Origin of the sequence: Paracoccus sp. TOH, assembly GCF_030388245.1 — a bacterium.
GTDB classification, from domain to species: domain Bacteria; phylum Pseudomonadota; class Alphaproteobacteria; order Rhodobacterales; family Rhodobacteraceae; genus Paracoccus; species Paracoccus simplex.
Window position 1 is genome coordinate 1,849,701 of record NZ_CP098360.1, and the last position, 14,792, is coordinate 1,864,492.

Annotated in this window: 13 protein-coding genes; 12 read left to right on the forward strand and 1 reads right to left on the reverse strand. The window is 63.7% G+C overall.

Going from position 1 to position 14,792, the window contains the following annotated elements; translation table 11 throughout:
• Nucleotides 1–25: 25 nt before the first annotated feature.
• Entirely contained in the window at nt 26–991 is a 966-nt protein-coding gene (locus NBE95_RS09190; RefSeq protein WP_289893596.1) for a hypothetical protein, read from the forward strand.
• A 940-nt stretch (nt 992–1,931) separates the two neighbouring features.
• Here NBE95_RS09190 and NBE95_RS09195 read toward each other — a convergent pair.
• Complete coding sequence (locus NBE95_RS09195; protein ID WP_289893597.1) at nt 1,932–2,192, reverse strand: hypothetical protein; 261 nt, start codon at nt 2,190–2,192, stop codon at nt 1,932–1,934.
• Nucleotides 2,193–2,450: 258 nt separating this feature from the next.
• Here NBE95_RS09195 and NBE95_RS09200 point away from each other — a divergent pair, with 258 nt between their 5' ends.
• The 11 genes from NBE95_RS09200 (at nt 2,451) to NBE95_RS09250 (ending at nt 14,788) form a co-directional block, all read left to right on the forward strand.
• On the forward strand, nt 2,451–3,221 hold the full coding sequence (locus NBE95_RS09200) for a hypothetical protein (protein WP_289893598.1): 771 nt from the start codon (nt 2,451–2,453) through the stop codon (nt 3,219–3,221).
• A 4-nt stretch (nt 3,222–3,225) separates the two neighbouring features.
• Nucleotides 3,226–5,460 (forward strand): Mu transposase C-terminal domain-containing protein, encoded by a 2,235-nt coding sequence (locus NBE95_RS09205; protein WP_289893599.1) that lies wholly within the window; start codon nt 3,226–3,228, stop codon nt 5,458–5,460.
• Complete coding sequence (locus tag NBE95_RS09210) at nt 5,457–6,431, forward strand: TniB family NTP-binding protein (protein WP_289893600.1); 975 nt, start codon at nt 5,457–5,459, stop codon at nt 6,429–6,431. The genes NBE95_RS09205 and NBE95_RS09210 overlap by 4 nt, the downstream gene beginning before the upstream one ends.
• 2 nt (nt 6,432–6,433) lie before the next feature.
• Complete coding sequence (locus NBE95_RS09215; protein WP_289893601.1) at nt 6,434–7,984, forward strand: TniQ family protein; 1,551 nt, start codon at nt 6,434–6,436, stop codon at nt 7,982–7,984.
• Between the two features lie 911 nt (nt 7,985–8,895).
• On the forward strand, nt 8,896–10,428 hold the full coding sequence (locus NBE95_RS09220; protein WP_289893602.1) for an acyl-CoA carboxylase subunit beta: 1,533 nt from the start codon (nt 8,896–8,898) through the stop codon (nt 10,426–10,428).
• A gap of 26 nt (nt 10,429–10,454) precedes the next feature.
• The gene (locus tag NBE95_RS09225) at nt 10,455–11,120 is read left to right on the forward strand and encodes a DUF6497 family protein (RefSeq protein WP_289893603.1); all 666 of its coding nucleotides are present in this window, start codon (nt 10,455–10,457) and stop codon (nt 11,118–11,120) included.
• A gap of 193 nt (nt 11,121–11,313) precedes the next feature.
• Nucleotides 11,314–11,448, forward strand: a complete 135-nt coding sequence (locus NBE95_RS09230; protein WP_269846628.1) for a hypothetical protein — start codon at nt 11,314–11,316, stop codon at nt 11,446–11,448.
• Between the two features lie 93 nt (nt 11,449–11,541).
• A complete protein-coding gene (locus NBE95_RS09235; protein ID WP_289893604.1) occupies nt 11,542–11,955 on the forward strand; it encodes a hypothetical protein in 414 nt (137 codons plus the stop codon).
• Nucleotides 11,956–12,100: 145 nt separating this feature from the next.
• Nucleotides 12,101–12,340, forward strand: a complete 240-nt coding sequence (locus NBE95_RS09240) for a hypothetical protein (RefSeq protein ID WP_199258365.1) — start codon at nt 12,101–12,103, stop codon at nt 12,338–12,340.
• Nucleotides 12,341–12,406: 66 nt separating this feature from the next.
• Complete coding sequence (locus NBE95_RS09245; RefSeq protein WP_289893605.1) at nt 12,407–12,634, forward strand: hypothetical protein; 228 nt, start codon at nt 12,407–12,409, stop codon at nt 12,632–12,634.
• 96 nt (nt 12,635–12,730) lie between these two features.
• On the forward strand, nt 12,731–14,788 hold the full coding sequence (locus NBE95_RS09250) for an acetyl/propionyl/methylcrotonyl-CoA carboxylase subunit alpha (protein ID WP_289893606.1): 2,058 nt from the start codon (nt 12,731–12,733) through the stop codon (nt 14,786–14,788).
• The last annotated feature ends 4 nt before the right edge of the window (nt 14,789–14,792 follow it).

Genomic DNA, 14,792 nt, shown 5'->3' on the forward strand with positions numbered 1-14,792 from the left:
AACAAACATCGGAGGCAATATTCGGATGGAAGACCCTCGTAGGGAGTCACTATCTGGGCAGAGTGAATCTGAAGTGATCAAAGGGCGAAGTATTCGTCAGACGGGGCGTATTTCTGGAAGTATGTTGCCCGGCCATGAGGATCGTGAGATTAAGCCTGCACCGCGCGCGGTTCCTGACGATGTGCTTTGCTATCCGCAGGTTGACAGCTGGCGGGATCGAGTCTGGTTACTACTCGAGGATCTTATCACAGACAGAGTGAAGGCGTTATTTGTGTCGGAGCCGCCAAAGCATGTCGTCTCTGATGATTTAAGCTGGCTCGACGATCTGATCTACAGGATCACAGGCCAGGAGTCAAACATCAAGGAAGAGGCGGCGAGGCGCTTGCGGATCCACTATCGAGCCTTTCGTGCTGCGCATGCCACTAGAACAAATGATCTCGGTCAGTTCTATGCCAGAGGTCTGCGTTATCTACGGCCGCAAGAAATAGAAGATCGGGCTAGAGCTCTGTTGCTGAATGGTCAGGCGCTAGGCGCATCTGAAGAAAGTATTGACGCGGCCATTGAGGAGTTGGACGCGAGAGATGAACGCAAGGGGCGAACCGGTCAGCTATATTTCTGCGCGGTAGAAGAGGAACTATACACTGATTGCGGCGGATCCGGCCACTATCTTACCTACGGCAGCGAGTATCTTTACTGTCTCGCAATTCGAGCTGCATGGGAGACATCGGCGAGAAGAATTCTGAAAGGGCTTGGCAGCCCTACGCTCTTCGTATGCGATATTCCAATGAACTTGATGGGTGATCAGACCATACGGGAGTTCGCGGGGATGATGCTGGAGTATCTGTTCTGTGAACTGGTTGAAGATCTGGAATCCCACAGCCTTAGCCCTGGCGCTGGATCGGCGCTGATGATTCCAGTCGACCTCCCAGCGAGCTGCATTGTCGGGCACTATCATCCAGCTAGTATCTATGATCCGCTTGACCGCAGGTGAGCCCCCTCCGCTTTGCTCAACCGGAACGAAGATCTTTGATCGCCGATGCTCGAGCACGCGGTGGACTTTTACGCCACCTGACTCCTGGTTCCTGGCTCCAGAGCCGCAGACAACGCGGTCATGGCTGACGGTTTAGATCGCTGCAAACAAGCAATATCCTGATACGCGACGCTCGCCCCATTAGCCGTAACCGGTCAGGATCCAGTGACGAACGCTCACCTAGCCGCTGGCCACTTGCGCCACAGATTTCCTTTAGCAAGTCCAACATGGGCGGCAGAAACCAAAAATACAGCCCAAGGGCTGTCAACCGAAACCCTAATCGGAAAAAAGATTCTCGGGAATGCCGATGATGGCTGTAGGAGTCACGATGGCTATTGTCCGGCGCTGCCGCCGCTCATCCCTTCCTTACTAATACCATTAAGATTGAAGGAAGGGAGTTTCGCAACTTCTCGTGGCGTATGATAATTAAAATAAATTTTTAACTGTGCAATATTTGCAACAGTCAAGATTCCCACTCGGCGCAGGCCCAAAATTTCCCGATTGCAGGGTCCGTCAGCGGAACGATAGGGTATGGGCATGATGCTGAACTCGATCCCTCATATCGCCCTTGCGGCCTTCGGCCTGATACGCTGATCCATCTGGATCGGGCGCAGGGTATCGCGCAGCCTGATGTCCCCTCTGATCGCCGGAAGCGGCCGCGAATCGCCTGATATGAATAGGCCGTTCCAGGGCCACCCGGACCATTCGGAGGGGCGATCTGTCCCAAGCTTCCCTGCGGCAGGCGACGTTCGGCACTCGTGCCGAAGGTTTTTCGCACCGCCTGAGCCCGATCCGGACCGGAGCGGAAGAACTGTCTGTCGCGGCTCCCGGCGGTCGGTCCACAAGACCTGCCCTCACTTGGCGCTCAACGGGGTGCGAAAAACGGAATCCCCTTTGGGGTTCAGATCAACTCGTTGATAATACTTGTTTTCTTCCAATTCACTGGGCTGCGGGATATTGTGCGCGCAAAAGCCACACAGCTTTCGGAGGGATGAAACGACGAAGACCTGATGACCCCAGATACGAAAACACCGGAATGCTGGAACATCCCGGTGCGATCGTTTTCAGGAAGACCGAAGCCCACCAGCTCACATACTGGTCCTTTAGCAGATTCAGCGGTCCGCCGCAAGGATCCGCCATGGGCGACGATCTTCCTCAACATCGCAAGCTTCTTCCGAGGAACGGCTGACAGCCGGCCTTGCCCCGCCCGTCAATCCGGCGCGGCGGGGAACGGCACCGTCATGCCCCGGAACCGGAAAGCGGCTGTGAGCGAACCGCGTCCCCCGAAGGGGCGCTCCGAACATCACGGTCATGAGACACCACAGCTGATCCGATGCCCGACAGGCCGGCAAGGTGTGCCTCTCATGCCCGTCCCACATTCGCCGGAAGCATCGCTTCCGGCAACGAGAGGGGTTTGCCCATGGCGAACAACACGACGAAGAAGAGCACCAAGGCCATGCGGCCGGCGGATCCGGGGTATTCCGGGCCGAACTATTTCGGGAACGGTCTCGATCTGCATCTGCCCTCGCGGGCGGAGCGGAAGATCGCGCGCTTTTCGAAGGGACACTTCACCGGACGCATCGTGGCGAGCGGCGGCGACGGCGACGGAGACGACGGTTACAGCGCCGGACATCTGATCATGGTCGAGAGCCATCTCGAGTTTTGCTGGTGCCTTGTGCTGCTGGCGAGACGCGCGACCGCCGACGTTCGTGAACAGGCCGCTTTCGACTGGCAGGACCGGGATGGAAAGGTGCATACGCATTTCTTCGACTTCCTGGTCACTGAGCGTGATGGGAAGCGGATCGCCTGCGCGGTGCGGCCTGCCTCGCGCACCGGCGGCCGCTTCGGTGCGACCATGCCGCGGATCGCACACCAAGCGCGGCAGCGCGGCTTTGCTCATGATGTCCGCCTGCTGACTGATGATGATCTCGATCAGGTCGACCTGTTCAACGCGAAGCTGATGCACGGCATGCGGCAGCCGCATCCGGAAGCAGATATCGCAGCGGAAAGGGCGGTTTCGGAAATGCCCGGTATCGCCGTGATCGAGGATCTGGTCCGGCGCATCGGCATGGGCGCGGACGGCTACCGGGCCGTGGTGCGGCTGATCCGCCGCCACCACCTCCGTCTCCTCGATCATGTGCGTATCGGCTACCAGGCCGCCGTATATGCCGCCCCCGCTCACCGGGTGTGATGACATGCAGCAAATCACATTTGAACCGAACCCTACCCATCGTCTGGCTCTGAGCACCTACGACCGCCTGACCATCGCCGGCATGTCGGTGCCGCTGCGCCCGATCAGCTGCAATGACCATGGTTGGGTCTTGGCCGAGACCGAAGGGAACGGCCTGTCTGGGGTCTATCCGCACATGCAGCTGGCCGGTCTCGACAGGGCAGGCCATATCCGGCACGAGCGCGGATACTTTGACCAGAACCGGGCACGGGCGCGCTCGAGCAGGCCGTCCCAGGCGCTGATTTCCGCGCTCCCGCCAAAGCAGCTCGCCGCTTTCCTGAAGAGCAGCGCCTATCTCGCGGCCTACGAGAAGCTCAGGTCGGAAGGGCTGATCAAGGCCAGCCAAGAGTCGTATACGGCGAATGAGGCCCTGCTTTTCGCCACCGCGTCGCGACTGGTCGATGAACTTTACCCGACGGGCGGGAGCGATCTGCCGAAGTCGGCAGATTTCCGCGAGGTTCCATCCTGGTCGACGCTGAAGCGCTGGCGGAAGCGGGCTCGCCTCGGTGGCGAGGCCGCATTGCCGGGGCGTTTCCACAAGCGCGGTAACCGGAACCGGAAGATGGATGGGGAGGCCATCGCGCTGATGGTCAGGACGATCCGGCGCGCTTGGCTCGACGAGAACCGCAAGGAGGCAAAACAGGTCTGGGAAGCAGTCGATCGCGCTTTCAAGATCGCCAACGAACAACGCAGGATCGACGGCCATCTGCCGCTGGTGCCGCCTTCGCGGGAGACCGTCAGGAAGGAGATCGCGCTGATCGATCCTTTCGGTGCAACGCTCGCACGCATCGGCCCTGACGCCGCCCGGACGAAGTTCAGGCCGGTGGGGGCCGGAATCGAGGTGAGCCGGGCCGGTGAGCGAGTCGAGATCGACGAGATTTCCCTCGACCTCTTCACCATTCCCGAGATGCGCATGTTCATCGACGGAATCCCTGCGGCGCTGCGCAGGCGGCTCGGCCTCGAGAAGAAGTCTGTTCGATGGACCGTCACCGTGGCCATCGACGTCCGGACGCGTTGCATCCTGGGCATCGCAATCAGCCGGACGCCCAATCACCGCGCTGCGCGGCAGGTGCTGCAGATGACCATGGTGAACAAGGGTCGATGGGCCTGTGCCGCCGACTGCCATGCCCCCTGGGACATGGCCTGCCCGCCGGAACTGATCGTCTCGGATGGTGGATCCGCCTTTATCGCGCCCGAGTTCAAGATGGCCTGCGCCGACCTCGGCATCGCCACCGAGATCGCTGTCGGGGGGCTGCCCGAGCTTCGGGCCTTCATTGAGCGAATCTTCGGAACCCTCAATCTGCGCCTGCTTCCGCTGCTGAGCGGCCGGACCTTTGGTGATGTGGTTGAAAAGGGCGAGGCGGATCCGCAGTCGCTCGCCGCCCTGACCTTCGACGATCTGGCCTTCTGCCTGACCAGATGGATGGTCGACGCCTATCACAACACACCCCATTCGGGCCTGGGCGGCAAGACACCCCGACAGGTTTGGCAGGAACTCGTGGCCCGGGACGGGGTAGCCCCGTCCCCCGACAACCAGCGCTGGCGGATGGTGTTCGGAGAACGCCTGCTCCGCACGCTGGACAAACGCGGCATCGTGATTCTGGGGGTGCGCTATCACTGCGAGGCGCTGGCGCTCTGGATGAGCCGCAAAGGTGAACAGAAGCTGCATGTGCGCTGGCATCCCCGCGACCTCGGCGGCATCGAGGTCTACCTCGGCGATCAATGGATCACGGTGCCTGCGGTCAAGAACGGCTTCGAGACCTGGGACGCGCTGGTTGGAAAAAGCGCCAACATCTGGCTGGATGCCATTCGCAACCTCCGCGCCGCCCATCCGGACCGCAAGACCCTCTACTTCGACATGATCGACGAGGCGATGCAGGCGATCGATGCACGCAACGAGCAGGCTCGGTGGCTGGCCGACCTGTTCGTCGACGAATGGACCGAGGAGCGTATCGATAAGGCGCGGCAACGCCTCTTCATCGGCTTCCGCACCACCGCCCGTCCGCAGCCGGGGCTGCCGACCACCGATGGCCCGGGTCGTTCGATTCCTGCACCTGACGACGATGAGGAGGAAGATTGGCTGCCGATCCCAAGCGCCGCCGAGAGGCCTGCCCTGCGCAAGCCCGACATTTCCGCCCGCGCCGCCTCCGCCCCGCCGACCGAAATTCCCTCTGACAGAAACTGGAGCATCGAAGAATGACCATGCGTAGCCCCGCGGACATCACCGAGACCATGAACAAGATCCGGAGCCTCTATATCCGGACCGAGCGCGACAGTAGCTTTGCCAACCACCTGGACCGCCTGCTTTCCCGCGACACCGAGGGCAACCTCCTGCCCGTGGCGCAGCGATTTACCACGACCCGCGAAACCCGCGGGGTGATGGTGATCGACGAGCCAGGCGGCGGCAAGTCCACCCTCATCGACCATGCTCTCCGGCGCCATCCGGCGCTGAATGCCGGGCCGGACGGACAGCAGGCATGGCTTGCCGGCTCGGTTCCGTCACCCGCCACGTTCAAGAGCATGATTGGCCATCTTCTGGAACAGAGCGGTTATCCTCCAATCGAGGGCCGCCGGGAGGCGTGGTCGCTGGTGCAGTTGCTGCGCGCCCGGTTCACGGTCCGCGGCATTGCCGTCCTTTTGATCGACGAGGCCCATGACCTGTTCTGCGCCGACCGCGGCCTGATCCTGCGGGCGATCAAATCGCTGATGCAGGGCGACGAGGCTGTTGCCATCATTCTCTCCGGCACCGGGAAGCTGCGCGATATCCTGCGGTCCGATCCCCAGGTCCAGCGCCGCTTCACCACGCTCCTCCTACCGCCTGTCGACGCAGTGGTGGACCGCGCTCATATCACCGACATGATCGCGGCCTATTGTAAGCGGGCCAACCTGGAGCCGCCCGCCGAGGCCGATCTGGTCGACCGGCTGGTCCATGCTTCCCGCCACCGTTTCGGTCGCTGCATCGAAGCCGTCATCGGCGCCATCGAACGCGCCTTGATCTGCGGGCACGACAGTCTGGATATGGGTCATTTCGCCGAAGACTGGACTCTGAAGGAGGGGAGCGAGCCGCATCGCAATATCTTCCTCGCGGAAGAATGGTGGCTCATCGATCCCGACCGCGAGCCGGAGGAGGACATGCCTGTCGTCGTCCCGCGCCGGAAGCGGAGCAAATGATCATGGCCCGTCTGTTCCCCCGCCTGCCCTTCGTCCCCGACGAAACTCCGCTCTCCTGGGCCGCGCGCCAGGCCGCCTTCCATACCGGCGGGCGCCTGGTGCCGTTCCTCAATGATCTCGGCATCGCGCTCATGGATCTGGTCGCGGGCGCAACGGAAGCGATCACGCGCCTCTGCGACATCGCGGATCAGGATCCGGACCCGGTGCTGCACAATACCATTCACGCCTTGGGAGAGCGCCAGTTCCTTTTGCGCAGCGAGGCCTTTACCGCCGAGATGACCACCGGACCGGAGACGCGGTTCTGCCCGGCCTGTCTGGCTGAGGATGATACGGGCCACCACCGACCCGATGCCATGCGCCGCGGGCGGCTCATCTGGCGCCTGCATCCGATCCGGGTCTGCCCGGTCCATCATCTGACACTGATCTCGCGTCGGCTGAACAAGTGGGACGATATCACGCATGAGCTTTCGGTTCTCGTGCCGGAAGACCAACGGGCGCTGCTGGCCTTGGCGGAAACCGCCCACGTCCAACCGCCTTCCCCTTTGCAAGACTATGTCCTTGCGCGCTTTGAGGGCCGATCGGGTCCCGCCTGGGCTGACGGACAGGGTATCGAACAGGTCAGCCGCGCAACCGAAATGCTCGGCGGAGTGCTGGAGTTCGGGACGCAGGCCAAGCCGGCGGAGCTCTCGATGACCGACTGGAATCGTGCCAGCAACAATGCTTGGTCATATGTCCGGCAGGGCGAGGACGGTGTCCGATCCGGGCTGGAAATGCTGCAACAGAGGGCAGTTGAGCGGGGTCTGGTCGGTCATCGCAACCGGTTCGCCACCTTCGGCATGCTCTATCGATGGCTTTCCTCCCCAAAACTTACCAAGGATCCCGGTCCGATCCGCGAATTGCTGCGCCAGCACATCATCGACACCACGGATATCCTGCCTCAAGAAAAACTGCTCGGTGAGATGGTGACCATCCCGAAATGGGGCAGTATCACCTCCATCGCGAAATCTGGCGGCGTGCATCCGCTCACCCTCCGGGACGTGCTCATCGCCAGGCGGGTCATCCCGGCCAAGGCGAAAGACCAGCCATGTTCGGCCACGCTCGTGGATTTTCAGATCGGGCATGAGGTGGCGTTGGAGATGCGCCGGGCCGTCGCCGTCACCGCGCTGCCCGGCCTCCTGAACGCCTCACGCCCGATGGTGACCTGTCTCATCAACACCGGTCTTCTGGCCGCGCTGCATGGCGGCAACGGTCAGAAACAGGGCAAGGTCAGCCGTTCGATTGACGGCCTACGTGTGGAAGCGCTGATCAACGAAATCAACCGAAGCTTCCTGAAGATGGACACCGCACCAGAGGGCTTCGTGAAGCTGGCCAAGGCCGCCGAGATGAGCCGGGTGCCGATGGAGGTCATCCTGATCGGGGTGTTCCGGCACCATCTGGAACGCGTGTTCCGTCTGCAGCGCGAACCGGGTCTCGGTGGCTTGCTCGTCGATCCGCAAGAAGTGAAAGCGCTGCCCGCCAGGATTCCGGACAAGGACATGCCCTTCGTTCTCTGAACCTGTCCCAGCGGACTCCGCTTTCGGTTCGGACATCATCTATGCTCAGGTGATTCCGCCTCATCCTCCCCCGAGCATCTTTCGACCGCCTCCAATCCTGGGACTTCATGTATGCCGCCTTCGGGCGGCACATTTCTTGCCTGAATCTCGAAGATTCGAGGGTCACTTTATGGTTGCAAAAGGGTCAAAGACTTGAGGATCCGGCAGAACTCATGCAGATTATAAAGATATTTCAGTGCGTTGTAGATCGCCTTGATTGAGATGGGTCATTTTATGGTTGGCGGCACATTTGTTGTGCTGCCAAGCGTGAATTGAGCCCCGCGCGGTGTTTGGCTGCCGCGCGGCAGCCGAGAGCGGCCAGCGATGCTGGCCGAACCACAGCCGCCAGCGCATTGCCATTGCTGGGCATCCTGCACCGTTTCCAACGAAAACCCCGCTCCGGGATGGAGCGGGGTCGGATTGGGGCCTGCGGGATGGTGGGTTAGTCCGCCCGCAGCGGAGAATCAAATGCCTTGGTACCAATATGTCCGAAGGATAGGACTGGAAACCGCCGGGCGATATTCGTAGATTTGCCTATCTCATGGGCCCCTGCCCTTACATCACCCCTCCCATCGCCACCCGTCGCGCATTCGGCTCGCAAGCGGCCTCAGGCTCGCCCGGTCTCGACCGGCCGGCCTGCCGCGTCGATCCGCGGCCTCGATCCGCCGGGCCGGCAGTTCCTCGACCGTCCCTCTGGGCGCCGCCCGACCTGTGGCCATAGGCGCCCGAGACTGGCGATCACCGCAAAACGGCATTGCCGATTTTGCTATTTGCAGCGCGATGATCTAGCATAGTTTGCAAATATTCGCCTTTCCGCTTCCCGCCCGGACGGCAAGCCGATAGTTTGCCGCAAACCCCAAGGGAGACGGCTCATGAAGGACATCCTCGGCGAACTGGAATCGCGCCGCCGCGATGCGCGGCTGGGCGGCGGACAGCGGCGCATCGACGCCCAGCACGCCCGTGGCAAGCTGACCGCGCGCGAGCGGCTCGAGCTGCTGCTGGACGAGGGGTCGTTCGAGGAGTTCGACATGTTCGTCCGCCACCGCTCGACCGATTTCGGCATGGAGGAGGACCGCCCCTATGGCGACGGTGTCGTCACCGGCTGGGGCACGATCAACGGCCGCATGGTCTATGTGTTTTCGCAGGACTTCACCGTCTTCGGCGGCTCGCTGTCCGAGACCCATGCGCAGAAGATCTGCAAGATCATGGACATGGCGGTGCAGAATGGCGCCCCGGTGATCGGGCTGAACGATTCCGGCGGCGCGCGGATCCAGGAAGGCGTCGCCTCGCTGGCCGGCTATGCGGACGTGTTCCAGCGCAACGTCATGGCCTCGGGCGTGGTGCCGCAGATCAGTGTCATCATGGGCCCCTGCGCCGGCGGCGCGGTCTATAGCCCGGCGATGACCGACTTCATCTTCATGGTCAAGGACACGTCCTACATGTTCGTGACCGGCCCGGACGTCGTCAAGACGGTGACGAACGAGGTGGTGACGGCGGAACAGCTCGGCGGTGCCTCGACCCATACCAAGAAGTCCTCGGTCGCCGACGGCGCTTTCGAGAACGATGTCGAGGCCATGTCGGAGATCCGCCGGCTGGTGGATTTCCTGCCGCTGAACAACCGCGAGAAGACCCCGACCCGGCCGTTCTTCGACGATCCGGCCCGCGTGGAATCAAGCCTGGACACGCTGATCCCCGACAACCCGAACCAGCCCTACGACATGAAAGAGCTGATCCTGAAGGTCTCGGACGAGGGCGATTTCTACGAGATCCAGAAGGATTTCGCCGCCAATATCATCACCGGCTTCATCCGCATCGAGGGCCAGACCGTGGGCGTGGTCGCCAACCAGCCGATGGTGCTGGCCGGTTGCCTCGACATCGACTCGAGCCGCAAGGCGGCCCGCTTCGTGCGCTTCTGCGACGCTTTCGAGATCCCGATCCTGACCTTCGTCGACGTGCCGGGCTTCCTGCCGGGCACCGGCCAGGAATATGGCGGCGTCATCAAGCACGGCGCCAAGCTGCTCTTTGCCTATGGCGAGGCCACCGTGCCCAAGGTCACCGTCATCACCCGCAAAGCCTATGGCGGCGCCTATGACGTCATGGCCTCCAAGCACCTGCGCGGCGATTTCAACTATGCCTGGCCCACCGCCGAGATCGCAGTGATGGGCGCCAAGGGCGCGGTCGAGATCCTGTATCGCAGCGAACTGGGCGATGCCGAGAAGATCGCCGGCCGGACCAAGGATTACGAAGACCGCTTTGCGAACCCCTTCGTCGCCGCCGAAAAGGGCTTCATCGACGAGGTGATCCAGCCGCATTCGACCCGCCGCCGCGTGGCGCGCGCCTTCGCCTCGCTCCGGGGCAAGAAACTGTCGAATCCCTGGAAGAAGCACGACAACATCCCGCTGTAATCCGCAGCGGACCAAAGGGGGGAACGATGTCGAGACTCGCCGTGTTCGGCCTTGCGCTGTCATGTCCGGCCCTTGTGGCCGGGGTGACGCCGGCTGCCGGCGAGCCGGCCGAGATCGCGCTTCCCTCGGGGGCGACCGTCCTCTGGCAGGAGACCCGGCACGACAATTCCGCCGGCCAGGGCCTGACCTATCGCTTTCGCTTCGTCATGCCCGACCTGGCCGGCCGGGTGCCGGCGACCAGCGGCCCGGCCTCGGATTTCGATGCCGCCGGGTCGGGCGAGGATGAGGCCGGGCGCCCGCCGATCGACATCGACACCGAAACCGGCGAAGTCGTGGGCGCGCCGGCGGCCGCGGAGCCCGAGGACGGGCTGATCGACCCGGCGCTGCCGGACGACCAGCCGGTCGAGGCGGATGCCGCCGAGGAAGCCGCCGACGCCCTGATCGACCAGCCGGTGCTGCCGGCCGCCCCGGACGTGCTTGCCCAGGATCCGGTGCATGACGACATCGTCTGGCTGTGCGAGCACTGGGTGCTGCCCCGGATCGCCAGTCCCGCGCCGCGTCCCAGCCAGATCATCATCAGCCTGGCGGATCGCAAGCTGGCCTTCGGCGCCTACGACCCCGAGGCGATCCAGCTTTTCGAGGCCTTCCGCCTGCCGCCCGACCGCGATGCCTGCGAATGGGAGCCGTGGTGATGCGCGCGATCCGGCCCGAACCTCCTGATGCAAGCCTGCCACAGACCCCGGCAGGCTCGGTCCCGGCCTTGCCGCGCGGCTGTCGGCCCCTGACGGCGCTGGCTATCATGCCGCCGCGGCCGTGTCTTGCTGCGGCCGAATCTCAACCGAGCAGTCGGGACAGAACCGTCCCGCCATACAGGAGCACGACCCCATGTCGAAGAAAGTTGTTCTGGCCCTCGTCCTCGTCGGCCTCGCCGCGGCTTGCGCCAAGAAAGAGCCCGAAGTGGTTCCGGCCCCGGTCGTCCAGCCCGAGCCCGTGTTCCAGGGCAAATACGGCGCCAACTAAGCCGATTGCCGCGCGCGGGCTGCCAGGCGGCCCGCGCCAACCGCGCGCCGCCCTGCCCCCGCGCCGCGGTGCATTTTTTCAAGGGGGCATGACATGCTGAAGCATCGCGGCTTTCCGGGCCGCCTTCCCGGCACCGATTTCCAATTCACCATCCGTCGCGCCAACAAGAAGGGCGCCACGCCGCTGATCCGCCGCGAGCGGTTCCGCGACCGCAAGCCGGCCGACCGCCGTGCCGACATGGCCTTCCTGGCGGCGCTGATCGCGCATTTCGGCGAGGAACCGTTTCCGCGCGGCAATCTGGATGCCGGGCGCCTGTCCTGGCTGCTGGGCCGCGAGGTGGTCGCGGTCGGCAAGCTGGTTCCCACCGATTACGAACAGTTGCTGCGCGTCGACATGAAGCGCGCCGAGGCCGGATTCCCCGAGCTTTTCGCCGAGGAACCGCCCGAATTCGACTGGGACGAAGCCGGCTGGGACGACGAGGACTGGGACGAGGAGGCCGAGGATTGATGGCCTGCGGAGCGATGGGCGGAATGCCGCGTAGTCTTGTCTTTTCACACCGTTGTCAGTTTCTTCGGGGCATGGTGCGTGCAATATTATCTGCACCTCTATCATCCACGGCCCGGAAGCGGGTCCATAATACAGGCACAGAGCTATGCAAAAATCCGTCATCCTCCGACTCTCCGGCGTGGCGCTTATGGTCGCCGGCCTTGCGGCCTGCGACCAGGGCTATGGCGGCGGCATCTCGCCCGATGCGCAGCGCGCGGCGGGTGGCGCCCTGGCCGGGGCTGCGGTCGCCAAGATCATCGACGGTGACGTGGGGACCGGCGCGCTCATCGGTGCGGCTGGCGGCGCGCTCTGCGACGACGCCGGCGTCTGCCAGCAGCGCTACTAATCGCAACAGGGCTGCCGGCCCGGGGCACGCGCCCCGCGCCGCGGCCCGTATCCCGGAGCAAACGAGATGTCCAAGAAACTCGTTCTTGCGCTTGGCCTTGGCCTGTTCGGCCTGGCCGGCTGCACCCAAGGCATCAACCCGACCGACATGGACCGCGGCCTCATCGGCGCCGGCGTCGGTGCGACCGCTGCCTATGTCGGCGGCCATAACGTCGCCAAAGGCGCGGCCATCGGCGCTGCCGCCGGCGCGCTTTGCGACGACGTCCGCCTTTGCGAGCCGACCCGCCGCTACTAAGCCGCGCGGCGACGGCTCAATCCACTTTTCAAGCCGTCCCGGCATTGCGCCGGGGCGGCTTTTTCACGTCCGGGATCTGCCCCAAGGGAAAGAAGCATGTTCAAGAAAATCCTGATCGCCAACCGGGGCGAGATCGCCTGCCGGGTCATCAAGACCGCGAAAAAGATGGGCCTCCAGACCGTCGCCGTCTATTCCGACGCCGATCGCAACGCGCTGCATGTCAAGATGGCGGACGAGGCCATCCATATCGGCCCGCCGCCCGCGAACCAGTCCTATATCGTGATCGACAAGATCATGGAGGCGATCCGCCAGACCGGCGCCGAGGCGGTGCATCCCGGCTATGGTTTCCTGTCCGAGAACATGAAATTCGCCGAGGCGCTGGAGAAGGAGGGCGTCACTTTCGTCGGCCCGCCCTCGCCCGCCATCGAGGCGATGGGCGACAAGATCACCTCGAAGAAACTGGCGCAGGAAGCCGGGGTCAGCACGGTGCCGGGCTATATGGGCCTGATCGCCGATGCCGAGGAGGCGGTGAAGATCTCGGGCGAGATCGGCTATCCGGTGATGATCAAGGCCAGCGCCGGCGGCGGCGGCAAGGGCATGCGCATCGCCTGGAACGAGCAGGAAGCCCGCGAGGGTTTCGAATCCTCGAAGAACGAGGCGGCGAACAGCTTCGGCGACGACCGCATCTTCATCGAGAAATTCGTGACCCAGCCCCGGCATATCGAGATCCAGGTGCTGGCCGACAAGCACGGCAACTGCGTCTATCTGCACGAGCGCGAATGCTCGATCCAGCGCCGCAACCAGAAGGTGATCGAGGAAGCCCCCTCGCCCTTCCTTGACGAGGCGACCCGCAAGGCCATGGGCGAGCAGGCCTGCGCCTTGGCCAAGGCGGTGGGCTATACCTCGGCCGGCACGGTGGAATTCATCGTCGACGCGCAGAAGAACTTCTATTTCCTGGAGATGAACACCCGCCTGCAGGTCGAGCATCCGGTGACCGAACTCATCACCGGCATCGACCTGGTCGAGCAGATGATCCGCGTCGCCGCCGGCGAACCCCTGCCCTTTACCCAGGCGGATCTGAAGATCAACGGCTGGGCCATCGAGAGCCGGCTTTACGCCGAAGACCCCTATCGCAACTTCCTGCCCTCGATCGGCCGGCTGACCCGCTATCGCCCGCCGGCCGAGACCGCCGCCGGCCCGCTGCAGGCGGCCGACAAATGGGTGCCCGCCCATCCCGGCGACCATCCGCCGGTCGCCGCCGCCGGGGTGCGCAACGATACCGGCGTCTACGAGGGCGGCGAGATCAGCATGTATTACGACCCGATGATCGCCAAGCTCTGCACCTGGGCGCCGAACCGGGCCGAGGCCATCGAGCAGATGCGCCTGGCGCTGGACGAGTTCGAGGTCGAGGGCATCGGCCACAACCTGCCCTTCCTGTCGGCGGTGATGGACCATCCCAAATTCGTCTCGGGCGACATCTCGACCGCCTTCATCGCCGAGGAATATCCCGAGGGCTTCCTGGGTGCGACCCTGCCCGAGGCCGAGATCACCCGCGTCGCCGCCTCGGCTGCGGCCATGCATCGCGTGGCCGAGATCCGGCGCGCCCGCATCTCGGGCCGGCTCGACAACCACGAGCGGCATGTCGGCGAGCATTGGGTCGTCTTCGTCGCCGGCAAGGAGATTCCGGTGCGCATCACCGCCGACCGTCAGGGTTCGACGGTGGAAATCGACGGGTGCAGGCTGCGCGTCGAAAGCGACTGGCTGCCCGGCCAGTCCCTGGCGCGGCTGTCGGTCGACGGCGAACCGCTGGTGATGAAGGTGGACCGGCTGCCCTCGGGCTTCCGGCTGCGGGTGCGCGGCGCGGACCTGAAAACCTATGTGCGCCGTCCGCGCGCCGCCGAACTGGCGCGGCTGATGCCCGAGAAACTGCCGCCGGACACCTCGAAATTCCTGCTCTGCCCGATGCCGGGCCTGGTCGTGCGGATCAATGTCGCGGCCGGTGACGAGGTGCAGGAGGGCCAGGCGCTGGCCACGGTCGAGGCGATGAAGATGGAGAACATCCTGCGCGCCGAGAAGAAGGCGGTGGTGAAATCCGTCAACGCCCAGCCGGGCGAAAGCCTCAAGGTCGATGACGTGATCATCGAATTCGAGTGACGGG